The 22,350-nt window shown below is 62.8% G+C and carries 19 protein-coding genes and 1 pseudogene; 9 read left to right on the plus strand and 11 right to left on the minus strand.

Annotated features, from left to right (window positions below; genetic code table 11):
- Positions 1 to 197: 197 nt before the first annotated feature.
- From JHL16_RS30940 to JHL16_RS30950, 3 genes are all read right to left on the minus strand, one after another.
- On the minus strand, positions 198 to 1,235 hold the full coding sequence (locus tag JHL16_RS30940) for a PstS family phosphate ABC transporter substrate-binding protein (protein WP_200188715.1): 1,038 nt from the start codon (positions 1,233 to 1,235) through the stop codon (positions 198 to 200).
- A 108-nt stretch (positions 1,236 to 1,343) separates the two neighbouring features.
- A complete protein-coding gene (locus tag JHL16_RS30945) occupies positions 1,344 to 2,360 on the minus strand; it encodes an ATP-binding protein (protein ID WP_246771219.1) in 1,017 nt (338 codons plus the stop codon).
- A gap of 201 nt (positions 2,361 to 2,561) precedes the next feature.
- The gene (locus JHL16_RS30950) at positions 2,562 to 3,101 is read right to left on the minus strand and encodes a L,D-transpeptidase (RefSeq protein ID WP_348647303.1); all 540 of its coding nucleotides are present in this window, start codon (positions 3,099 to 3,101) and stop codon (positions 2,562 to 2,564) included.
- A gap of 252 nt (positions 3,102 to 3,353) precedes the next feature.
- Here JHL16_RS30950 and JHL16_RS30955 point away from each other — a divergent pair, with 252 nt between their 5' ends.
- From JHL16_RS30955 to JHL16_RS30970, 4 genes are read left to right on the plus strand one after another with little or no spacing between them, the layout of a single operon-like run.
- The gene (locus JHL16_RS30955) at positions 3,354 to 5,366 is read left to right on the plus strand and encodes a CocE/NonD family hydrolase (RefSeq protein ID WP_200188716.1); all 2,013 of its coding nucleotides are present in this window, start codon (positions 3,354 to 3,356) and stop codon (positions 5,364 to 5,366) included.
- A gap of 2 nt (positions 5,367 to 5,368) precedes the next feature.
- The gene (locus JHL16_RS30960; RefSeq protein WP_200188717.1) at positions 5,369 to 5,755 is read left to right on the plus strand and encodes a VOC family protein; all 387 of its coding nucleotides are present in this window, start codon (positions 5,369 to 5,371) and stop codon (positions 5,753 to 5,755) included.
- Positions 5,752 to 6,171, plus strand: a complete 420-nt coding sequence (locus JHL16_RS30965; protein ID WP_200188718.1) for an NUDIX hydrolase — start codon at positions 5,752 to 5,754, stop codon at positions 6,169 to 6,171. The genes JHL16_RS30960 and JHL16_RS30965 overlap by 4 nt, the downstream gene beginning before the upstream one ends.
- Positions 6,168 to 6,911, plus strand: coding sequence for an SDR family oxidoreductase (locus tag JHL16_RS30970; protein ID WP_200188719.1), 744 nt, complete (start codon positions 6,168 to 6,170; stop codon positions 6,909 to 6,911). The genes JHL16_RS30965 and JHL16_RS30970 overlap by 4 nt, the downstream gene beginning before the upstream one ends.
- A 62-nt stretch (positions 6,912 to 6,973) precedes the next feature.
- Here the strand turns inward: JHL16_RS30970 and JHL16_RS30975 are convergent, their stop codons facing one another.
- Positions 6,974 to 7,504 carry a GcrA family cell cycle regulator gene (locus JHL16_RS30975; RefSeq protein ID WP_137854425.1) on the minus strand — a complete coding sequence of 177 codons (531 nt, stop codon included), beginning with the start codon at positions 7,502 to 7,504 and terminating at the stop codon, positions 6,974 to 6,976.
- Between the two features lie 444 nt (positions 7,505 to 7,948).
- Here JHL16_RS30975 and JHL16_RS30980 point away from each other — a divergent pair, with 444 nt between their 5' ends.
- From JHL16_RS30980 to JHL16_RS30990, 3 genes are all read left to right on the plus strand, one after another.
- Positions 7,949 to 9,130: an aspartate aminotransferase family protein gene (locus tag JHL16_RS30980; protein ID WP_200188720.1), complete on the plus strand. Its 1,182-nt coding sequence runs from the start codon at positions 7,949 to 7,951 to the stop codon at positions 9,128 to 9,130.
- 11 nt (positions 9,131 to 9,141) lie between these two features.
- Positions 9,142 to 10,077 carry an ornithine carbamoyltransferase gene (argF, locus tag JHL16_RS30985; RefSeq protein ID WP_200188721.1) on the plus strand — a complete coding sequence of 312 codons (936 nt, stop codon included), beginning with the start codon at positions 9,142 to 9,144 and terminating at the stop codon, positions 10,075 to 10,077.
- Between the two features lie 66 nt (positions 10,078 to 10,143).
- Positions 10,144 to 11,109, plus strand: a complete 966-nt coding sequence (locus JHL16_RS30990; protein ID WP_200188722.1) for an Hsp33 family molecular chaperone — start codon at positions 10,144 to 10,146, stop codon at positions 11,107 to 11,109.
- A 7-nt stretch (positions 11,110 to 11,116) separates the two neighbouring features.
- Here the strand turns inward: JHL16_RS30990 and JHL16_RS30995 are convergent.
- The 6 genes and pseudogenes from JHL16_RS30995 to JHL16_RS31020 form a co-directional block, all read right to left on the minus strand.
- Positions 11,117 to 11,530, minus strand: a pseudogene (locus tag JHL16_RS30995) (YccF domain-containing protein); the annotation flags it as partial.
- 202 nt (positions 11,531 to 11,732) lie between these two features.
- A complete protein-coding gene (gene argE, locus JHL16_RS31000) occupies positions 11,733 to 12,893 on the minus strand; it encodes an acetylornithine deacetylase (RefSeq protein WP_200188724.1) in 1,161 nt (386 codons plus the stop codon).
- A gap of 6 nt (positions 12,894 to 12,899) precedes the next feature.
- Positions 12,900 to 13,292 carry a Co2+/Mg2+ efflux protein ApaG gene (apaG, locus tag JHL16_RS31005; protein WP_137854431.1) on the minus strand — a complete coding sequence of 131 codons (393 nt, stop codon included), beginning with the start codon at positions 13,290 to 13,292 and terminating at the stop codon, positions 12,900 to 12,902.
- A gap of 45 nt (positions 13,293 to 13,337) precedes the next feature.
- On the minus strand, positions 13,338 to 14,228 hold the full coding sequence (locus JHL16_RS31010; protein ID WP_200188725.1) for an N-acyl homoserine lactonase family protein: 891 nt from the start codon (positions 14,226 to 14,228) through the stop codon (positions 13,338 to 13,340).
- Positions 14,229 to 14,240: 12 nt separating this feature from the next.
- Positions 14,241 to 14,723, minus strand: coding sequence for a hypothetical protein (locus tag JHL16_RS31015; protein WP_200188726.1), 483 nt, complete (start codon positions 14,721 to 14,723; stop codon positions 14,241 to 14,243).
- The gene (locus tag JHL16_RS31020) at positions 14,720 to 15,487 is read right to left on the minus strand and encodes a class II aldolase/adducin family protein (RefSeq protein WP_200188727.1); all 768 of its coding nucleotides are present in this window, start codon (positions 15,485 to 15,487) and stop codon (positions 14,720 to 14,722) included. Before JHL16_RS31020 ends, JHL16_RS31015 begins: the two co-directional genes overlap by 4 nt.
- Before the next feature lie 119 nt (positions 15,488 to 15,606).
- Here JHL16_RS31020 and JHL16_RS31025 point away from each other — a divergent pair, with 119 nt between their 5' ends.
- Positions 15,607 to 16,557, plus strand: coding sequence for a GlxA family transcriptional regulator (locus tag JHL16_RS31025; RefSeq protein ID WP_200188728.1), 951 nt, complete (start codon positions 15,607 to 15,609; stop codon positions 16,555 to 16,557).
- Between the two features lie 69 nt (positions 16,558 to 16,626).
- Complete coding sequence (locus tag JHL16_RS31030) at positions 16,627 to 17,751, plus strand: 2'-deoxycytidine 5'-triphosphate deaminase (protein WP_200188729.1); 1,125 nt, start codon at positions 16,627 to 16,629, stop codon at positions 17,749 to 17,751.
- Between the two features lie 6 nt (positions 17,752 to 17,757).
- On the opposite strand, the gene JHL16_RS31035 is transcribed toward JHL16_RS31030, so the two are convergent.
- Complete coding sequence (locus JHL16_RS31035) at positions 17,758 to 22,263, minus strand: nSTAND1 domain-containing NTPase (protein ID WP_200188730.1); 4,506 nt, start codon at positions 22,261 to 22,263, stop codon at positions 17,758 to 17,760.
- Positions 22,264 to 22,350 lie beyond the last annotated feature (87 nt).

Consider the following 22,350-nt stretch of genomic DNA (forward strand, 5'->3'; position numbering starts at 1 on the left):
CGTCCCCGACATAACGCGCCCTGTTCTATTTCGCCTGCCGTTTTACGGTCTGCCCGGCATTGGTCATTGAGAAGAGAGAATGAGGCAGCCGGTACATCCGCGGACCGCCCCCGCGAGCTCCCCGGCGAAGTGACGACACCTCGCCAGGGCAAACACGCTTATTGCAGAGGAGCAAATACTTGCTCCAGACTTCCAGCTTACATCAGCTGGTCGCCTTTCAGTGTTTCCATCGCTTCCGCGGCGGCCTTGGTCTTCTTGAAGTCGTCGCCCGGCAGCGGCACCAGGCCCTTGCTGGCCAGATAACCGTCTTCGCCCAGCGCCTTGTCCGACACATATTCCTTCACGAATTCCACCATGCCGGGGATCGTGCCGACATGCTGTTTCTTCGCATAGACGAAGAGCGGACGCGAAACCTTGTACTCGCCGCTGGCGATCGTCTCGTAGCTCGGCGACTTGCCGTCGATGGCAGCGCCCTTGATCTTGTTCTGGTTCTCCTCGAGGAAGGAGTAGCCGAAGATGCCGACCGCTTGCGGATTGGCCTCGAGCTTCTGAACGATCAGATTGTCATTTTCGCCGGCGTCGATATAGGCGCCGTCCTCACGGATCGACTTCCACACCTTCTCGAAGGCCTTGGCGTCGGATTTTTTCAGGGCCTTCAGCGAGTCGATACCTTCAGCACCCTTGTCCATGACAAGCTCGACGAACGAGTCGCGCGTGCCGGAGGTCGGCGGCGGGCCGAGCACTTCGATCTTCTCATCGGGAAGCGACGCGTCGACGTCCTTCCAGGTCTTGTAGGGATTGGCGATGAGCTTGCCGTCCTTGTCCGGCACTTCCTTGGCGAGCGCCAGGAACAGCTGGGTCTTGGTGAAGGTGAGGTCCGGGCCGGCCTTGGAATTGGCGACGGTCAGGCCGTCGAAGCCGACCTTGATCTCGACGATGTCGGTCACGCCGTTCTTGGCGCAATCCTCGAACTCGCTCTTCTTGATCTGGCGCGAGGCATTGGTGAAATCGGGATGGTCGGCGCCGATGCCGGCGCAGAACAGCTTCATGCCGCCGCCGGTGCCGGTCGATTCGACCACCGGGGTCTTCATGCCGGAGGTCTTGCCGAACTGCTCGGCAACGGCCGTGGTGAAGGGGTAAACGGTGGACGAGCCGACGATGCGGATCTGGTCGCGGGCTTCAGCCATGCCGGCCGTCAGGGCCAGAAGGCTCGCGGCCAAAAGAAAGCGTTTCATTTGTGTCTCCTCTGTGTGACGCCTGGCTTCCATTAGGCATCGCGCATGAGTGTTATGTGACACATACGATACAGAAATATGACAATTCAACTATATGAAATAATTAAGTTATTTTGACTTTGATGAAGCGGCCGGAATCCTGATCGTAAAGCTTGAGCCGTCACCGAGCTGCGACTGGATGCGCATCTTGCCGCGATGGCGGTTGAGGATGTGCTTGACGATGGCGAGACCCAAGCCGGTGCCGCCGCGCGAGCGGCTTTCCTGTGCATTGGTGCGGTAGAAGCGCTCGGTTAGGCGCGGCAGATGCTGTTCGGCGATGCCCGGCCCATGATCGCGCACCACCAATTCGCAATCCTCGCCCACCCTCATTCCGGTGACTTCGATCAGCTTGCCGCTGGCCGCATATTTGATGGCGTTCTCGACCAGATTCTGGATAACCTGGACGAGTTCGTCCCAGTCGCCCTGCACCGCGAGGGGGCCTGGGCTCTCAATCTTGATCTCGACCTCGGCATCGCGGGCGAGCCCGGCCAGCGTGTCGCGCACATGGAGGGCGATCTGCGTCAGATCGGCGGTGCCAGTCGGGCGCTGATGGGCGTTCATCTCGATGCGGCTCAAGGACAGGAGATCGTCGATCAGCCGCTTCATGCGCTGCGCCTGCGTCTGCATCAGCGCGAGGAAGCGCTCACGCGAGACTTCGTCCTTCTTGGCGGCACCCTGCAAGGTCTCGATGAAGCCCAGGAGCGAGGCCAAGGGCGTGCGCAATTCATGGCTCGCATGGGCGACAAAATCGGCGCGCATGCGCTCGGTCTGCTGCTCGCGCGTCAGATCCCGGAGAAGGACGAGAGCCGCCACTTCCGGGCCGATGATGCTCATGGCCGAAATGAAGGCCTCGAAATGGCGCGGCACCGGCACATGCAGCTCATAGTCGACGCGCATCGAGCCGCCATGCTCGAGGATGTTCTGCACCGCCTCCAGGATAGCGGGCGCGCGGATCGCCGAGGATAGATGCTGGCCGACCGGATCCATATTGAGCAGATCCTTCGCCCGCGTGTTGGCGGAATAGACCACGCTGTGATCATCGAGCAGCATCACGGGATCGGGCAGAGCGCCAATCAAGGCCGTCAAGGCGTCCTGAGCGGAGTTCCGTTCACGCAGATCGGCCGCTACGGCGGCCGTCCCATTCGTCTTTTTCCAAGGCCAGATCATCATACTCGGCAAAGCGGATCAGTTGTCCGCACAGTCGGCTTTGCTTATGACAAATTCCTGACGATAGAGATAGAGTGACACAAAAGCGGGATGGTCATCCCACCCCGCCCTTCTGGTGAATTAGACAACGGTCACCTTGGCGCCCATCTTCACATGCTGGAACAGCTCGCTGACATCGGCATTGAGCATGCGGATGCAACCGGACGATGCCGCCTTGCCGATCGAGGCCGGCTCGTTGGTGCCGTGGATGCGGTAGATCGTGCTGCCCAGATAGATGGCGCGGGCGCCGAGCGGGTTTTCCGGGCCACCGGCCATGAAGGCCGGCAGATCGGGGCGGCGTTTGCGCATCTGCGCCGGGGGGCGCCAGTCGGGCCATTTCACCTTGGCCGAAACCGTATTGCTGCCCGCCCATTCGAAGCCGCGTTTGGCGGTGGCGACCTTGTATTTCACCGCCTTGCCGTCACCCAATATATAATAAAGAGCGCGGTCCTTGGTGACGATCACGATCGAGCCGGGCTGCTGCTTCGACGCGAAATTCACGACCTGGCCGCGCTTGAACTGGGGCGCGTCGGCCTTGGCGGCAGTGCCGGTGAGAGCTGCAGCCATCAGGACCGAAGCGACGATGAGGTTGCGGGAAAGGGTGGCGAAACGGGTGGTCACGGAAAATCTCCTCTCAAGTTGACGTGGAACATAGAGAGGGCGGACTGAACCCGTTCTGAAACCGGCATTCATCTGGTGTTTAGCGTATTGGCCCGAGAAGTGTTCGCGGTTCTCGGGTAAGCCAATACGCAAAATCAAAGAGATAGAGCGCCGGACCAGTTCCACGAGAGCGTCCGGCGCGCTAGCGGTTTTGACAGGCGCGCGCCGGGGCTTTATCTCGGGTATGAGCCCCGCCCAGAAGGATTTCCCTCCATGCAGACCGTCACGACCTTCCCGCGTCCGGTGAAGGAAATCGAGAATATCTGGATACCGCTCGCCGACGGCACGCGGCTCGCGGCGAGGCTGTGGTTGCCGGAGGACGCGGACGCGAAGCCCGTGCCGGCGATCCTCGAATATCTGCCCTATCGCAAGCGCGACGGCACGATCATCCGCGACGCGCTGACCCATCCTTACTTCGCCGGCCATGGCTATGCGGCGATCCGCGTCGACATGCGCGGCAATGGCGATTCCGAAGGCCTCCTGTTCGACGAATACACCAAGCAGGAGCAGGACGACGCCTTGGAAGTGATCGAGTGGCTCACCAGGCAGAGCTGGTGCTCAGGGCAAGTCGGCATGATCGGCATCTCCTGGGGTGGCTTCAACGGCCTGCAGGTTGCGGCGCGCAAGCCCCCTGCCCTCAAGGCCATCGTGACCCTTTGCTCGACGGATGACCGCTATCAGGACGACATCCATTACAAAGGCGGCTGCGTCATCAATGAGCACATGGCCTGGGCCGCCGCCATGTTCGCCTTTTCCTCCCGCCCGCCCGATCCGGCGATCGTCGGCGAGGCCTGGAAGCAGATGTGGATGGACCGCCTCGAAAACCTGCCGATGCTGATCGTGCCGTGGCTTTCACATCCCCATCGCGACTCCTATTGGAAGCATGCGAGCGTCTGTGAGGATTTCGGCGCCATCGAAGCCGCCTGCCTGGTGGTCGGCGGCTGGAACGATGCCTATTCCAACGCCATACCGCGGCTGATGGCGGGCCTGCGCTCGAGCTGCAAGGCGATCATCGGTCCATGGATCCACAAATACCCGCATTTCTCGATGGTGGGACCGCGCATCGGCTTCCTGCAGGAGGCGCTGCGCTGGTGGGATTTCTGGCTCAAGGGCGAGCCCACCGGCGTTATGCGCGATCCGGCGTTTCGCGTCTATGTGATGGAGTCGATAAAACCCACCAAAGGGCCCGATGAATGGCCAGGCCGCTGGATCAAGGATGATCTGTGGAATGCCGGCAATACGGAAATCAAGCAGTGGCACTTGAATGAAGACGGCATCGGCGGCCTGCCGCAAGCGGAAACGGCCCTCACCGTCTCGTCGCCCCAGGATATCGGCCTCGACAGCGGCGACTATTGCATCATGTTCAACGGCTCGGGCTTTCCGGGCGACCAGAGGCGCGACGATGCCGGATCGCTGACCTTCGATTCTCCCACCCTCGCCGGCGACATCGACATTGTCGGGCGTCCCGCGGTCGAGCTCGACTTCTCGGTCGACAGGCCGGTCGCCTTCGTGGCGATCCGCCTCAACGATGTGTGGCCCACGGGCGAGGTCACGCGCATCACCTATCAGCTGCAGAATCTCTGCCAGCGGGTGAGCCGCGACTATCCTTCGGCGCTCGAGCCCGGCAAACGCTACAAGATGAAGATCGCGCTCGACGACATCGCCTGGCGCATCCCCAAGGGACATAAATTGCGGGTCGCGATCTCGACCACCTACTGGCCGCTGATGTGGCCGGCGCCGGAGCCGGTGCGGCTCACGGTCTATGCCGGCGCCTCGCGTGTGTTCGTGCCGATCAGGCGCGATATCCCCAATGAGATCGCGCCGAGCTTCAAGCCGGCGGAAGCGGCCGAGCCCGCGAAGCTGAAGGAGCTCGCCAAACCCGACGCCAGCCGCACGGTGCGCATGGATGAAGCGACGGGTGAGACGATCATCGAGGAGAAGGACGACAATGGCCGCTTCGAGATCGCGCCGCATGGGCTCACGATCCGCTCGGCCACCGAGAAGACCTATCGCATCAAGCAGGATGATCCCTTGTCGGCCCGGATGGAAACCCATTGGACCGAGGAAGTCGGGCGCGGCGACTGGCAGACGCGTGTCGAGACCTATACGCGCCATGAGGCGACCAAGACGCATTGGATCATCTGGGGCCGCATCGAGGCCTTCGAAGGCGAGACCCAGGTCTTCAGCCGCGAATGGAATGAGCAGGTCGAGCGCAAGCTCAATTGACGATGTCCCGCGAACTCGGCCTCATCACGCTGGTCGTGCGCGACTATGACGAAGCCATCGGCTTCTATGTCGATAAGCTCGATTTCGTGCTGCGCGAAGACCGACGCTTGGGTCCGACGAAGAGATGGGTGGTCGTGGCCCCTAAGCCGGAGGGAACCGGCCTCTTGCTGGCGCAGGCCGCCGATGAGCGGCAGACCGGCGCCATCGGCAATCAGAGTGGCGGGCGGGTCTTCCTGTTCCTGGAAACCGACGACTTCGCGCGCGATCACGCTCTCTATATCGGGCGCGGCGTGCGTTTCCTCGAAGCGCCACGGCACGAGGCCTATGGCACGGTGGCGGTCTTCGAGGATCTTCATGGCAACCGCTGGGATTTGATCGAACGAAAATGAGCGACACTCCCATCCATATCGCAGCGGCGATCATCTTCAATGAAGCTGGACATGTGCTGGTGGTGCGCAAGCGCGGTTCCTCCGTCTTCATGCAGCCCGGCGGCAAGATCGAAGCACATGAAGCACCCGCCGAAGCGCTGGCGCGGGAGCTCAAGGAAGAGATCGCTCTGGCGGCCCCAACCGGCCAATTCCTCTATCTCGGAAAATTCCGCGCCGAGGCGGCGCATGAGCAAGGCCGCGAGGTCGAGGCCGATGTCTTCGAGGTAGCGCTCACCGGCTCCGTCGCCGCGAATGCGGAGATCGAGGAGATCCGCTGGATCGATCCTTTCGTACTCGACCTGCCGCTGGCGATCCTGAGCCGCGACCACATCATGCCGGTCGCCCGCGCCCGGTCGAAGAAGGAGAACATCCGATGAAGTCCATATTGATCACCGGCGGAAGCCGCGGCATCGGCCGGGAAGCGGCCATTCTGTGTGGTGAAAGAGGCTGGTCGGTCGGCATCAATTATGTCGGCAACCGCGCCGCCGCCGAGGAGACGGCCGAGCACGTGCGCAAGGCCGGCGGCAAGGCAGTTCTCGCCCAAGGCGATGTCGCGGCGGAGAAGGACGTCGTCGCCATGTTCGCGGCGACCGAGCACGCTTTCGGCCGGCTGACCGGCGTCGTCATCAATGCCGGCATCGTGGCGCCGGCATCGCCGCTCGCCGATATGAGTGTCGAGCGGATGCAGCGCATCTTCGGGGTCAATGTGCTGGGCGCCTATCTGTGCGCCCGCGAATGCGCGAGGCGACTGCCGAAGAACCGCGGTGGCGAGGGCGGCTCGGTGGTGCTTCTCTCTTCCGCCGCAGCCCGGCTCGGCTCACCCTTCGAATATGTCGATTATGCCGGTTCCAAAGGTGCCGTCGACACGCTGACCGTCGGCCTCGCCAAGGAGCTCGCGGCCGAAGGTGTGCGGGTCAACGCGATCCGGCCGGGTTTGATAGAAACGGATATCCATGCGAGCGGCGGCGAGCCCGGCCGGGCACACCGGCTCGGCGTCACGACGCCGATGGGCCGGCCCGGCACCGCGCGCGAAGTCGCCGAGGCGATCGTCTGGCTGCTCAGCGACGCCGCCTCCTATACGACCGGCGCTATTCTGGATGTCTCGGGCGGGCGCTGAGCTGGAAACAAAAAAGCCAGCCCAAGCGGGCTGGCCTCTGTCCCCTCAGAGAGGAATATGGATCAGCCGTTGACCACCTTGCGGTGACGGCGGTCCTGCAGCGGCTGGTAGGCCAGGCGCGCATGGTATTCGCAATAGGGTGAGCTATCGCGCGGCTTGTGACCGCAGAAGCAGAAATCCTCGGCTCCCGGGTCGCCGATCGGCCATTTGCAGGTCTTGTCGGAGAGATGGAGGATGGTGACACGGCCGTCCTTCGGCAGGTCGACCAGCCGCAAAGGCTGGGGTTCCGGCATCGGCAGAGCCCGCGGCTGCACTTCGTGGCGCAAAGTGGGCTTGAGCGCGGTGGCGCCGGTGGTCGGCAGATGGATGGAGGGCGTCACCCGGCCCGGCGGGCTCGGCTCGCGCGCCCGGCGCGGCCGCGGCACGGAACTCCGGGGCTGTGGCGCCCGGCCCGACAGGTTCAGCCGGTGCACTTTGCCGATGACGGCATTGCGCGTCACCCCATTGCCGAGGCGCCCCGCGATCTGGCTGGCGCTCAGCCCCTCGGTCCATAGCCGCTTCAAGAGATCCACCCGCTCATCCGTCCAGGACATCTTATCGCCTCCGTGGCTCGCCCCAATTTCGCTATTCACCGCTTCGAATCCTTCACCTTTCGCTGGTCCCGCATGACCAGCGCGCTTTGCCCTGAACTGACAAGATTGACGCTACATCTCGTAGCTTGATGGCCTAACCATACTATATGCCTTGACTCGCCATCAAGAATCCGGCGCCGACTTTAAGAGGTTTTCCCCAACTTCCGGAGTTTTCCCCTGCAAGTTGTCCCTACGCCGTGTGGTTAAGGAAAGCCTAACAGGCGTGGGAATCAGGGGTCCATGCGGCGGTTTGACTCAGGCGGCCTGCGTCGGTTTGACTCAAGACCCAAAAAAGCGGGAGAGAGCCGCGATTGACCCTCAGGGAGGGAACTCATATAAACAGAGACAGGGATTTGCTGCGCCGCCACAGAGCCTCGTGGCGGCATTTTCATTTGGGCCAACACGATGATCACGCCTGTCCTGCCGACCTATAAACGCGCCCCGCTCGCCTTCGATCGCGGCAAGGGCATGCGCGTCTATACCGAAGATGGGCGGGAGTTTCTCGATTTCGGCGCCGGCGTCGCGGTGACGAGCCTCGGCCACGCCCATCCGCGCCTCGTCGAGGCCTTGACCGAGCAGGCCAACAAGCTCTGGCATACGTCCAATCTCTATGTGATCCCGGGCCAGGAAAAGCTCGCCAAAAGGCTGACCGACGCCACTTTCGCCGACACCGTCTTCTTCACCAATTCGGGTGCGGAGGCGCTCGAATGCTCGATCAAGATGGCGCGCAAATATCACGCGGCCAAGGGAAACCCTGAACGCTTTCACATCATTACGTTCGACGGCGCCTTCCATGGCCGCACCCTCGCCACCATCGCGGCGGGCGGCCAGGCGAAATATATCGAAGGCTTCGGCCCCAAGGTTGCCGGTTTCGACCAGGTTCCTTTCGGCGACGAGAAAGCCCTCCTCGAAGCGATCACGCCGGCGACCGCCGGCATCTTGATCGAGCCGATCCAGGGCGAAGGCGGCCTGCGCCCGGTTCCGCCTAAGATGCTGAAAAGGCTGCGCGAGATCTGCGACGAGCACGGTATCCTGCTGCTCCTCGATGAGGTGCAATGCGGCGTCGGGCGCACCGGCAAGCTTTTCGCCCATGAATGGGCGGGCGTCACCCCCGATATCATGGCGATCGCCAAGGGTATTGGCGGCGGCTTCCCGGTCGGCGCCTGCCTCGCCACCGAAAATGCGGCGCAAGGCATGACGGCCGGCACCCATGGCTCGACTTTCGGCGGCAATCCGCTCGCCATGGCGGTCGCCAATGCGGTGCTCGATGTCGTGCTGGCCGACGGCTTCCTCGCCAATGTCCAGACGCGCGGCCTCAATTTCAAGCAGAAGCTCGCGGCGCTGAAGGACAGCCATCCCGATATCATCGAGGATATTCGTGGCGACGGCCTGATGATGGGCCTCAAGACCAAAGTGCCCAATACCGACCTGATCGCGGCGGCCATCGACCAGCAGCTCCTCACCATCGCCGCCGGCGACAATGTAGTGCGCCTGCTGCCGCCGCTCATCGTCACCGATGAGGATCTCTCGGAAGCGGTGGCGAAGCTCGACCGGGCCTGCCAGTCCCTCACCTCCAAGCGCGGTTGAGGCGATCTCCGATGGCTGGCGATATTCGTCATTTTCTCGATATTTCCGATTTTTCCGCCGCTGAGCTCAGGGCGATCCTCGATCGCTCGCAGGCGATGAAAAGCGCCCGCAAGGGCTGGCCGAAAGGCGCCGTCGAGCAAGGCGCTCCGCTCAAGGGCCGCGTGCTGGCAATGATCTTCCAGCAGCCTTCGACACGTACCCGCGTCTCCTTCGAAGTGGCAATGCGGCAATTGGGCGGCGAGGTGCTCGTCATCTCCGCCAATGACATGCAGCTCGGCCGCGGCGAGACGATCGCGGACACGGCACGCGTATTGTCGCGTTATGTCGACGGCATCATGATCCGCGCCAAGCAGCATGATCACCTTTTGGAGCTCGCCGAACATGCGAGCATTCCGGTCATCAACGGCCTCACCAATAAATCGCATCCCTGCCAGGTGATGGCCGATATCATGACCTTCGAGGAGCATCGCGGTTCCATCGACCGGCATGCGGTCGCCTGGGTGGGCGACGGCAACAATGTCGCGACCTCTTGGATCCATGCGATGACCAAGCTCGGCGGCGAATTGCGGCTCGGCTGCCCGACGGAACTCGCGCCTGATCCCGACGCGGTCGCCTGGGCCAGGCGTGAGGGCGGCAAGGTCAAGGTCACCACCTCGGCCGAGGAGGCGGTCAAGGATGTGTCCTGCGTGCTCGCCGATGTGTGGGTTTCCATGCACGACACCGACGCGGCGGCGCGCCACAATATGCTGAAGCCCTATCAGGTGAACGACGCCTTGATGCGGCAAGCGCGGCCCGATGCGCTGTTCATGCATTGCCTGCCCGCCCATCGCGGCGAGGAGGTCACCGCCCAAGTCATGGATGGTCCGCAATCGGTGGTATTTGACGAAGCCGAGAACCGTCTCCATATCCAGAAAAGCATTCTACTCCGGTGCCTCGGCACGGAATGACGCCATAAATCATTTTTACTTGGCTTGGGCAAAGCTTCCCTGCCCCTGCGGAAACACGTGAACAGCATGACCGATATGCCTGACAACATCGTGATGCCTTTTGAAATCAAGCCCTTGGGCGTGCGTGGACGCATCGTGCGCTTAGGCGCCGTGGTCGACGATATTCTGCATAAGCATGATTATCCGGCCCCGGTCTCGGCACTTCTCGCCGAAGCCGTGGCGCTCACCGCCATGCTCGGCGCGTCGCTCAAATTCGACGGCAAGTTCATCCTGCAGACCAACAGCGACGGGCCGGTCGACCTCCTGGTCGCCGACTTCTCCTCGCCCAGCGGCATCCGCGGCTATGCACGCTTCGACGCCGACATGGTGGCGGCGCTCAAGGAGCCGACGCCGCAGGCGCTGCTCGGCAAGGGCCATCTCGCCATGACCATCGACCAGGGCCAGGGCATGGAACGTTATCAGGGCATCGTGGCCTTGGGCGGCGTGTCGCTGACCGAGGCGGCGCTCGGCTATTTCCAGCAGTCCGAGCAGATCCCGACCAGGCTCCGGCTCGCGGCCGGAGCGCTGGCGCAGCGCGGCCTCAGGCCCGAGGCCTGGCGGGCCGGCGCCATCATGGTGCAGCATTTGCCGCGCGATGGCGGCATCAGCCCGCAGCCCTTCGATTCCGGCGATGCGCCGGAGGGCTCGAAAGAAGAAGTGACCGAAGACGATCACTGGGTGAAAGCGCGCCTGCTCCTCGACACGGTCGAGGATCATGAGCTGCTCGACCCGATGCTGACGCCCGAGGAGCTGCTTTACCGGCTCTATCACGAAGACGGGGTTACGGTTTATCCGGCGGTGACGCTGGAGCGCCACTGCACCTGCTCGCGCGACAAGGTCGGCGACCTGCTCAAGAGCTTCTCAGATGACGACCGCGCCCATATGAATAGCAATGGCGTGATCGATGTCACCTGCGAGTTCTGCTCTACGCATTACCAGTTCGCGCCGGAGGAAGTTGAGCCGGCGCCCGAGGCGCGGGCGCAGGCCCAGTAGCATTGCCGCGGGCGCGGTCGATCGTGTCGTAATCGACCACCGTCTTGCCGACCGGCAGCAGCGAAGCGACCGCGAGCTTCAGATGCTGCAGGGCGAAAGGTATGCCGATGATGGTGATGCCGAGCGCCACGGCGGCAGTGATGTGCCACACCGCCAGCCACCAGCCGCACAACACGAACCAGATGATGTTGCCGACGAGTCCTAGCGCGCCGGTGCCGAGATCGTCCTGGCCGGTGAGCTCCTTGCGGGAGATCACGTCGCGCCCGAACGGCCAGAAGGAAAACATCGCCAAATTGAAGCAGGAGCGCACGAAAGGGATCCCGATGATGGAAAGCGCCATCAGCACGGTGGCCAACAGCCAGCCGAGGCCGGAGAAAAATCCGCCCAGGATGAACCAGAGGATGTTGAGCAGCAGGGCCATGCCGGCCTCATATTGCAAAAGTCAGCCGTAAATATGGTGATGGCCGGCGTCCCACGCAACCGCCGAAAAAACTCCGTCATCCCGGCGAAAGCCGGGACCCATTAAATTCCTTCCACGCGAGGACCGATGCCCAGATTACGCTTATTCAATGGATCCCGACTTTCGTCGGGATAACGGAATGGGAGAATTGATCGCGATTGAATCAATTCACACAATGCTGGATGAGCTTGCGCATGAAGGTCTCGCATTTCTCCATCTCGGAGATGGCGATGAACTCATCCGGCTTGTGCGCCTGCTCGATCGAGCCCGGGCCGCAGATGATGGCGGGGATGCCGATCTCCTGGAAGAGGCCCGCTTCGGTGCAATAGGAGACGGCCTCCGTACCATTGGCCTCGGCCAGATGCAGCGCCAGATTTTCGGCGGGTGAATCGGGCTCGGGGCGCAGGCCCGGCACGACATTGGTGCGGTCGGTGCGCACGCCGGTCTCGGGCGACACCTCATGCATCGCGGGCTCGAGCGTCCTGGCGAAAGCGTTGAAGCGCGTCGGCACTTCGTCCGGATCGGAGCCCGGCAGAAGCCGCGTCTCCCATTTGAAGGCGCAGCGGCGTGGAATGATGTTCTTGGCGGTGCCGCCCTCGATGAGCCCGACATGCACGGTCGTATAGGGTGGGTTGAACCGGCCCGACGGATCGCCGCGCTCGCGCATGTCACTGGCGATGCGGCCGATCTCGGAAAGGAGCTCACCCGCCACCAGGATGGAATTGACGCCCAGATGCGTGCAGCTCGAATGCGCCTCGAGGCCGGTCACTTCAGTTGCGAAAGTATGGGCGCCCTTATGGGCGTTCACCACCTTCATCAAAGTCGGCTCGCCGACGATGACGGCCTTGGGCTTGGGCAGATGCTCTTTGATATAGGCGACGAGCGGACGCACGCCGATGCAGCCCACTTCCTCGTCACAGGACAGCGCCAGATGGATCGGCGTCTTGAGCTTCGCCGCCTTGAAGTCCGGCACCAGCGCCAGAGCGGTGGCGAGGAAACCCTTCATGTCGCAGGTGCCGCGGCCATAAAGGAGGCCATCCTTCTCGGTCAGCTCGAAGGGATTGGTCGCCCAGGGCTGGCCGTCGACCGGCACCACATCGGTATGGCCCGACAGCACGATGCCGCCCTGGTCCTCAGGCCCGATCGTGGCATAGAGATTGGTCTTCTTGCCGGCCTCGAAATCGACGCGCAGGCTCTTGATGCCCCAGTCGGCGAGATAGGCCTCGACGAAATCGATCAGCGGCAGGTTGCCGTCACGGCTCGTGGTGTCGAAAGCGATGAGGCGAGCCAGCATGTCGCGTGGCGTGAAACGGGTTCCAGTCATGGGAAATCAGTTGATCTGCCGGTGGGATTGCGGGGAATCGAGTGAAAAGGCGGGAATGTCGACATCGAAGAGTTCGCCGCCCGACGTCTCCATCTGGTAGGTCCCGAGCATGATGCCGGACGGCGTCGCGAGCGGGACGCCGGAGGTATATTCGAAGCTTTCGCCGGGCGCCAGGGTGGGCTGCTCGCCGACGACACCCTCGCCTTTCACCTCCTCGCGCCGGCCGCGGTCGTCGGTGATCTGCCAGTGGCGGCTGCGCAAGGTGACGATTTCCAGGCCCTGGTTCGCGATGGTGATCGTATAGGCCCAGACGAAATGATCATCATCGGGCCGCGACTGGCTCTGCAAGTACCGCGGCTGGACGACAACTCTTATATTACGTGTAATTCGTTCATACATGGCGCCACTTTAGACGAAGCGGCAGAGTTTTGCACGGCCTCGGGTTCAGCTTTTGACGGCCGATACCGCGCCATCGGCCAGGCAGATCTCGGATATGCGCAGATCCTCCCTGGAGATGCGGGAGGGGAATCGCTCCCCGAGCCGCGCCTCGTGGACGGGGATGATGCGCCGGGCCTCGTGGCCCACGAGCTTCATCATCGCCGCCATGGCGATAATGATATTGGTATAGCTGCCGACGGTCTGCGCGCCCGGATTGTACATCGTCTCGACATCGATCAGGCTCCCGTCCCTTTCGATATTGTCGAACTGAACCACCAGATCGCCGGCCAGCACCCAGACATCCTGCGAAACCTTCGCTCCGTCATTGCGCACCGCGACCCACATGGAGCCATAGGTGTGGCTGTCGCGGGCGAGATGCAGGTCGACGCCCGGAATGACGTCTTCCCAGCAGCCATCGACCCATTTCAACCGGCCAACCGCCGACAGCTCGGCGGCGTGAAGGATGCTCGCCGGGTCGAGCGAAGCCGTCATCCAGCGCATGCGGTCGGGAAGCGAGAGCACCCAGCTCCAGCGCTCGATCTCCTCGCGCTGGATATAAAATGTGGCATTGGGGAAATCCTCGACATTGCCAAAATGATCGAAATGCGCATGGGTGATGAAGACCGTGTCGACATCTTCGGGCGCAATACCGCATTCAGACAGCACGGTGCGCGGCGGGCGCCAGTTTTCGATGCCGTATTTTTCGGCAAGGTACTTGCCGTGATCCTTGTGCGAATAGCCGACATCGACGAGGGCCACATGCCCGCGCCCACGCAAGAGGATATAGGAATAGGGCAGCGTCACACGGACTTCCTCGAAGGCGCCATAGACAAGAGCGGCTTTCGGGTAGTTGCGCGTGCGCGCATATTCGAGCACATGAATCGAATAATCGGCCATTGCGTTGGACTCCTATCGCACGCAGCTGCAACAAGCTCGCCTGAGATCTGCGAGGGAGAGACCAGCCTCCGGCAGCGCCGCCAGCCGCAGCAGCTCATGGGCGCTGCGCACCAATCGGATCAGGCGCGCGAAGGCGGCAGCGTCCATTCGGCCGCGCCGCAGTCGCTTCAACACTTGGCTCAGACGATCCATCGCCTGGCTGAGCATCCAATGGTGACGGCCCACCGCGGCCGGCACCGGCAACGCGGCGAGCGCCGTTTCGGTCTCTTGCGCCAGCGTCCGCGCCGCGGCCGCACCGGTGTAACTGAGCCTGCGATCGTCCGACAACAGGAGCAGTAAGGATACCTGGCTCACCAGCCTGGTCAGCGCGCCATAGACCGGACCCGTCGCAGCGAGATAACGTGCGATGGCGTCGCCCGGATGCGGATCGTGGCGGGCGGCGCTCGCATCGGGCATGTCCCAGCTCCGGCAGCCGGAGGCATGTATGTTCCTCAATTGCGATAGTCGGGCTGGGTGCGCTCGAGCATGCGGATGAGGCCCGGCCATTCGGTTTCGCCATTGTAGTTGTAATCCGGCGAGGTCTTCATTTCGTCCTGGTAGCGGGCAACCCGCTGCGGGTCGATCATATGAAGCTTGCGGCCCATCGACATCGTCTTGATCTGGGCGGAACATGTCTGGCGCAGGAAATAGGCCCGGAAGAAAGCGGCGGCGGCCGTGTCTCCCATGACGTAGTACCCGTGATTGCGGGTGATCAGGATCTGCCGGTCGGCGAGCTTCTGTACGAAATGCCGGGCATAGTCCTCATCTTCCTCAAAGGTGTATTCGATATAGTCGAGGATATTCCCCAGATAGATGGCCGGCTGATTGAGCGGCAGCAGCCCGTCTTCGATCGAGCCGACAGCCATGACTTCTTCGTCATGACCGTGAATGAAAAAATTAATGTCCGGGCGGTGCCCGAAGATCCATTTGCACAGATTGACGGCGCCGTCATTCAGCCAGGGCGCGCCAACATCGACCGGCTTGCCGTTCTTGTCGATCTTGACCAGATCGCTCGCCTTCATCTCCTCCCAGAACAATCCATAGGGATGGGTGAGATAATGATCAGGCTCGCCGGCAACCCGAGCGCCGATCGCGCCATTCGCCAGATCGGTCATGCCGTATTTCGCGGTGATGCGATAGAGCGCCGCCAGATGGACACGGGCTTCCCACTCCTCCTTGCTGCATGCGGTCGGGGTTGTTTGTTCTCGAGTTGCCAGCATGTCCGTCGCTCCTGTGATGCGGCCTGTCCTGCGGCGCATTATGCATTGACGAGTCATGCTCCGATGTGCCGAGATTATCGCGAACTGGCGCGACCTGATCACTAAACGAGGATTCCAGCTTGCCTGTATCTGCCGTCACGGTTGCGATCGTCCTGGCTCAGCGCTTCCCGCTCCTGTCATTGGCCGCATGTCTCGAGAGCCTTCGTGTCGCCGACCGTGAGCACGGCCAGGCCTGTTTCATCCGCAAGATATTGACCCCCGACGATGCTCCCGTCTCCTCCTCCAGCGGCGTTCCCATCGCCCCGGACATCGCGCTGGCCGACATGCCCTTCGCGCCGGTGATCATCGTTCTGTCCTCCTACAAGCCCGAAGAGGCGTGCAAGCCGGCGCTTCTCGGCTGGCTGCGCAAACACTATCGCCAGGGCGCCGTCATCGGCTGTGTGGACACCGCATCCTACATACTGGCCAAGGCCAGGATCCTCGGCGCGCACAAGGTTTCGGTCCATCGCGAGAGCATCTCCGCCTATCGCGAGCTCCTGGCGGATTCGGTGCTTCTGGATCAGCTGTTTTCGAGCGACGACAGAATCGTCTCCAGCGCCGGCGGCATCGCGACCATGGACATGATGCTGGGCCTGATCAAACGCTTCCACGGCACCCCCCTGGCCGACCGCGTCGCCCATGTGCTGAACTACCGGCCGCTCGCCGCCGACGCGAAGTCCGCCGAGACGTCTCCCGACGGCATGGTCGCCCGCGTCGAGCGGCGCCTGGCGCGTTTGATCGAGCTCATGCAGGCTAATATCGAGCAACCTGCCGATGTCGCCGCCCTCTGCACCATGGCGGAGATACCGCCCGCCACCGCCAATCGTTTGTTCCAACGACACTTCCGGACGTCGCCGAGCCGCTATTATACGAGGCTGCGGCTGGAGCGCGCGCACTGGCTTCTCGGCAACAGTCCTTTGCCGGTCGCCGAGATCGCGGCCAAAGTCGGTTTCGCCGGCGCCTCCGCCTTCACCCGGGCCTATCGCCGTCAGTTCGGCAAGACGCCGTCGAAGATCCGGCAGGCAGGATGACCCAGCGGAGGTTTTCCACTGGCGCCAGATTGCGCTTGCCTAATGCTCGATTAGCCTCTCAATAGCGCCATGCCGCAGCCCAACACCAAGCTTTCCGCCCTCGAAATGCCGCGCGGGATACTCCCCGCGATGACGCTCGCCGATTTTTGCGAAAAAGGCTTCATCCGGACCGGCCGGCCGCTGGCCCCGGGACAGATCCAGCCGGCGAGCCTCGATCTCAGGCTCGGCGAATGGGCCTATCGGGTGCGCGCCTCTTTCCTGCCCGGTCCCGGCAAAAAGGTGGCCGAGCGCCTCGAAACCCTGCAGCTCCATAAATTCTCGCTGGCGCAAGGGGCCGTCTTCGAAGCCGGTTGCGTCTATATCGTGCCGCTGCTCGAAACCCTGGCGCTGCCATCCCGCATCTCGGCGGCGGCGAACCCCAAGAGCTCGACCGGGCGGCTCGACATCTTCACCCGCGTCATTGCCGATGATGCGCGCGAATTCGACAAGATCCCGGAGGGCTATGAAGGCCCGCTCTATGCCGAGATCTCGCCCAGGAGCTTTTCCATCCTGGCGCGCACCGGCTCGCGCCTGTCGCAGATCCGCTTCCGCTCCGGCCCGCCGCTCGCCTCCGACGAGATCATCGCGCTCCTGCATGAAAGCGAGGCGCTGATCTCGTCCGCCGACGCCAATATCGATAACGGCCTGGCGCTGTCGGTCGACCTGTCGCCGCAGCCACCCGGCCACCCGGTGGGCTTCCGCGCCAAACGCCATTCGGGCCTTGTCGATGTCGACAAGGTGGGCGTCCTCGAGGTGCTCGATTACTGGGAGCCGATCTGGCAGAAGGGCTCGCTCATTCTCGATCCCGACCAGTTCTACATTCTCGCCTCGAAGGAAGCGGTGCGCGTGCCGCCGACCCATGCGGCCGAGATGGTGCCGTTCAACCCGCTGGTCGGCGAGTTCCGCGTCCATTATGCCGGCTTCTTCGATCCGGGCTTCGGCCATCAGTCGGGCGGCGGCGAAGGTTCGCGCGCCGTGCTCGAAGTGCGCTCGCATGAAGTGCCCTTCATTCTGGAAGATGGCCAGATCATCGGCCGGCTCATCTACGAGCCTCTGACCCAGATCCCGAACCAGGTCTATGGCCAGGGCATCGGCTCCAACTATCAGCGCCAGGGCCTCAAGCTGTCGAAGCACTTCAAGCCGTTTGTGCCGTAAGCCCGCCTATTGCAGAAGGGCCGTGCAGGCTTCCTGCGCGGCGGCATAACGCGCGATATATGGCTCGCTCAAATGCGCCGCAGCCGAGCCCTCCTGGGGTGCCGGCGATAGAAAGAAATCGCCGCGAATTACGGCTGGGCTCACAGAGGGCAGCTGGCCCAATGCGCAAGCCAGCAAGGTCGATAGATTCTCCCGTGGCATGACATTGACTTCGACGACTCCATCCGCCCGCAGTGAAGCCAGACGCTGGCCTGTCGAGTCCCACGCCATCTTCGGCTTGCGGTCCATATAACGGGATACCTCCTTACCGCTCGCGGCATCCCAGACCCGCACGGTCGAGTCATCGGATACCGTTGCAATCCATCGGCCATTGCCGCTCCACGCGATGTCCAGAACGTCACTGTCAGGCACTCTGAGTGGAACTTCCGTGCGCGTTTCCATATCCCATACCCGCCCCAACCCATCATCAGAAACGGTCGCCATACGTTTCCCATCCGGACTCCATGATGTTCGAGTAACCGATCGAATCGTCAGAAATTTGTCTTCGTCATTCCAGACAGATCTTGGCCAGCCCCCTTTTGAGGTGGCCAGCCGCGATCCATCCGGGCTCCAGGAAACCGCCTGCACTCCACCCGTGAGAACCAGTTGGCTTTCCGGCTGCGTCGCCTTGGGCGTCCATATAAAGAGTCCATCCTCCACGACCAGCGCAATGCGCCGCCCGTCCGGGCTCCAATAGGCTTCTTGAATTTTACGGCTGAACTTCAGCTCGCGCGTGAGTTTGGAGGTGGCGTCCCAGATCTTGGCCGTCAAATCATTGGAAGCCGTGACCAGCCGAAGACCGTCAGGACTCCAGGCTGCGGCGTTCACGGTGTCGGTGTGCCCCTCGAGACGCATCAGCAGTTTGCCACTGCCGGCGTCCCATATGCCGGGTGTGCGGTCGTCGAGGGCTGCCACAATTCGCGACCCGGCCGGATCCCACTCGGCATAACCAGCGGGCTGCGCGTCCATCACTGCGATCGTCGCACCGGTGGACGCCTCCCATATGGCGAGAGAACCCGTTGTCAAAGCCAGTATCCGCCCGCCAGTCCGGTCCCAGGCAATCCGATGCACATCATCGGCGTTGTCGCTAAGTTTCCTCCGCATGCCTTGGCTTCCGTTTCCCAAATTCCATATTCGCGCCATGCCGTCCACGGAAGCCGTTGCAAGCAAACCACTGTCGCCCTTCCATGCCAGTCCGGAAATTGCCTCCTGGTGCCCGATCAGCAGGAAGCGCTCATTGCGCTCCACATCCCAGACCGCGCCCACCGGACCTAGCGCTATTGCGATCTGCTTGCTGTCCGGACTCCATTTCATTTCCGGCGTGGCCGGTATATCTGAACGCGCAGGCCGCAACACCGTTCTGAACGCAACCTTCTCCGGAGCTGCCAGCGGCGGGCCAATTTTCGCGCCACTCGCCGGATCCCACAGCCACGCGGCCCCATAAAATCGTGTTGCCAGTTTCGTGCCGTCGGGACTCCAGGCAATCATCTCGACCGGAACGCGTTCGGCCAGATCAGTGACCTTACCTGTGTCAGCCTGCCAAATGCTGCCACCGCGATCCATCGTGCCTATCGCCAGTCGCGACCCGTCCTGATTCCAGGAAATGGCGGTCGCCTTGCCCGCAAGCGGGAGTGATGCCGCAAGCTCACCCTTGTCGGTGTTCCAGATTCGGATCATGCGCCCGGATACCGTTGCCAGCATTCCATTCGGTCCCCAGGCGATTTTGGACACCACATCTTCGTGGCGCAGGACGACTTGCGACCGATTTCCATCGGCGTCCCAGATCCAGACCTCGCCGCCAACCGCCAGTGCCAAGCTCCCGCCTTCCACGCTCCAGGCAACTTCCTTGATCGCAACCCTCGGGATTTCAATACGCGCCTTCAGCTTTCCCGTTGTCGCATCCCACAGCTTCGCCTCTCCCCTCAGAGTAACCATCACAACCGATGTAGCGTCGGGGCTCCATGCAATACGTATGTAATCGGCCTCCCCCTCCGGCATCATGGAAACGCCTTCGCCCGACGACATATCCCACATATAGATGCCTCTGTTCATTCCCTCGGACGAAGCGAACAGGCGGTCTCCTCGCAGGCTCCATTGCAATTTCGGGCGGAACCCTTTCTTCACCTCCAGCGACTTCTCCACCATGCCCGTCGCGGTGTTCCAAATGCGCACGGTGCCGTCCGTGGATCCCGTCGCGATCCTTGCGCCATCCGGACTCCACACGACATCATAAATCGGCTCCTGATGTCCGATCAGCCACGGCTCATTCACAGGCCGCGCGATGAGCGCATCCATGAGTGTCGCCTCAACCATCTTCGAGACCGGCGGCGGCCGGTTTGCGAAGACATGGCCAAGCCAGCCCAGCGATAGGGAATTCTCCTCGCTCTCGGCGCGCGTGCTCGGCAGCGCTTCCAGCGCAAGCTCGATGGCGCCACGGATATTGCCCTTCGCCAGCTCGGCCCGGCTCAGCGCTGCAAGCCGCGTCGCCTCGCTGGAGAAGGCGCGATCGCGCTCGGCCAAGGCGGCGCGCTGCCGGTCAGAGGCGACGAGGAACAGAGCCGTCGCGATCACACCAACCAGCGCCACGGCGACGCTGGCCGCCTGGCCCAGCCTCTTCCAGAAGCGGCGGCGCTCTTCATGGAATTCCGCCAGCTTCATGCTGCTCGTCACGAAGGTTGCGAGCGGGCTGTCGCTCTGGATCAGGCCGCTCGTCAGCAAACGCTTCGCCTGCTCGAGCTGATGGCCTTCCGGAATCAGATCCGCCTGGTCCGTTCTCTCGGCATATATCCGCTTGACGAGCCGCAGATCGGCAAGCGCCCCGCCGATCTGCTTGCGCCATTCGGCCAACCGGTCCCAGCGCCGGAACAGCGCATCATGCGCGACTTCGACCTTCTCCTGATCGGCCGACATGAGGCGCGCATCGCGGAAGGCCTCGACGACGCCTTTCAGTCCCGCCGGGACATCCACCCAGGCGACGGGCGAGCGGATCAATCGCCCGTCATCGGTGATCCCGGCGAAATGCGTGAGCATCAGACGGCGGAACTGCTCGTTCTGCGCTTCGATCTCCGCCGGGGAGATGCCCGTCGAGGCGAGCTTGTCCATCCAGTTGCGGTATTCCGCCTCGGCGCGATCCCCCACCGATTTCTCGATGCCGCCGAACAGGTCATATTCGTCCTTCGAGATGCGTAGATCCGCCTTGCCATAACGGTCCCACAATTCGCGCAGCGCGAAAGCGAGGAGCGGCAAGGCATCGTCGGTGGCCGTCTCATCGACGATACGCCCGACGAGGCCGTCGTCGAAACGCAGGCCCGCCAGATCCGCCGGTCCCTGGATGATCGCGAAGAAGCTCGCTTTCGGAAGCGCGTCGAGCTGGCAGGCCTGGACGCGAATGACGTCGCCCTGCGAGGACCGCTCGCGCATGGCGCGATGGCGTTGGAAATCTCCAATCGTGTCCGCCCGCAACGTCGAGATCACCAGGAGCCGATGATCGCTGCGCGCCAATGCTTCCCTGAGCGCGATGAGGAAGATCGTGGCGCGATCCAGCCCGCCCTCGTCGCGCAACGCACCGGCGCGACTCGGATTGACCGCCTCCTCGAGCTGGTCGACGGAGAGCAGCACGGTCGCCTCCGGGCGTTGTGCTCCGGCCCGGACCGTCGCGGCCGCATCGATGATCCATTGCGCCCAGGCGGCCACGACCGCGGCTTCCGCCCCTTCGGGCGCCGGCAGTGGCGCCAGCAAGACCTGGGAGAGCTCGCGCAGTGGATCGGCCAGCGGCCGAAAAGGTGGAACGATGATCCAATGATCCTTATCGCGCTCGAGCCGGGGCAGCAGGCCGGCCCGCAGGAGTGAGGATTTGCCCGATCCCGAGGCGCCCTGGATCTGAATCCAGCGCGGGCGATTGGCGGCGCGGCAGGAATTCAGAAGCGACAGAAGATCGGTGATCTCCTGATCACGCCCGAAGAAGACGGGGGCATCATCCTTCTCGAAAGGCGGAAGTCCCGGATAGGGCGGGCGGCTTCCCTTGAAGCTGAAGACATTCGCCGCATCGAGGCCGAGGCTGGACAGCGCCTGCTTGAGGCGCGCCTTGGTGTCTTCCAGCGCCACCGTGGTCAGGCTCTGGACGCGCGCGAAAACCGGTGGCGCGTTGGCGGCGAGCAGCTTGGCGAAAGATTCGCTCGCCTTGCGATCCTCGAGATAGATCGGGATCACCGGCTTGCGCAGTGCCTGGGCGTGGTTGGCCTCGGCGATGCACCATTTGGAGCCGAGCCAGGCGGAATCGACGAGGGCGATCAGAGCGCGGCAGCGGCGCAGCTCCGTATAGAGCCTTTCCTCCCAAGGCTCGCCGCCGATCAGCCCTTCGGCCACGTCATGATCGACGAAGACGGCGTCGTAGCCCCATTCCCTGAGCCATGCCAGGATCGTGCTCGCCCCAGCATCCGATTTGCTCGCATGACTCACGAACAGCACGCTCATGCGATGCCTCGCTTTTGGCGCCGGCTTCAGCTGAGCATCGGACGGCGCTCAGGTCAACGAAATTGACGCAACGACGGCGGCGAACAA

Origin of the sequence: Taklimakanibacter albus, from assembly GCF_016595235.1 — a bacterium.
GTDB lineage: Bacteria > Pseudomonadota > Alphaproteobacteria > Rhizobiales > Aestuariivirgaceae > Taklimakanibacter > Taklimakanibacter albus.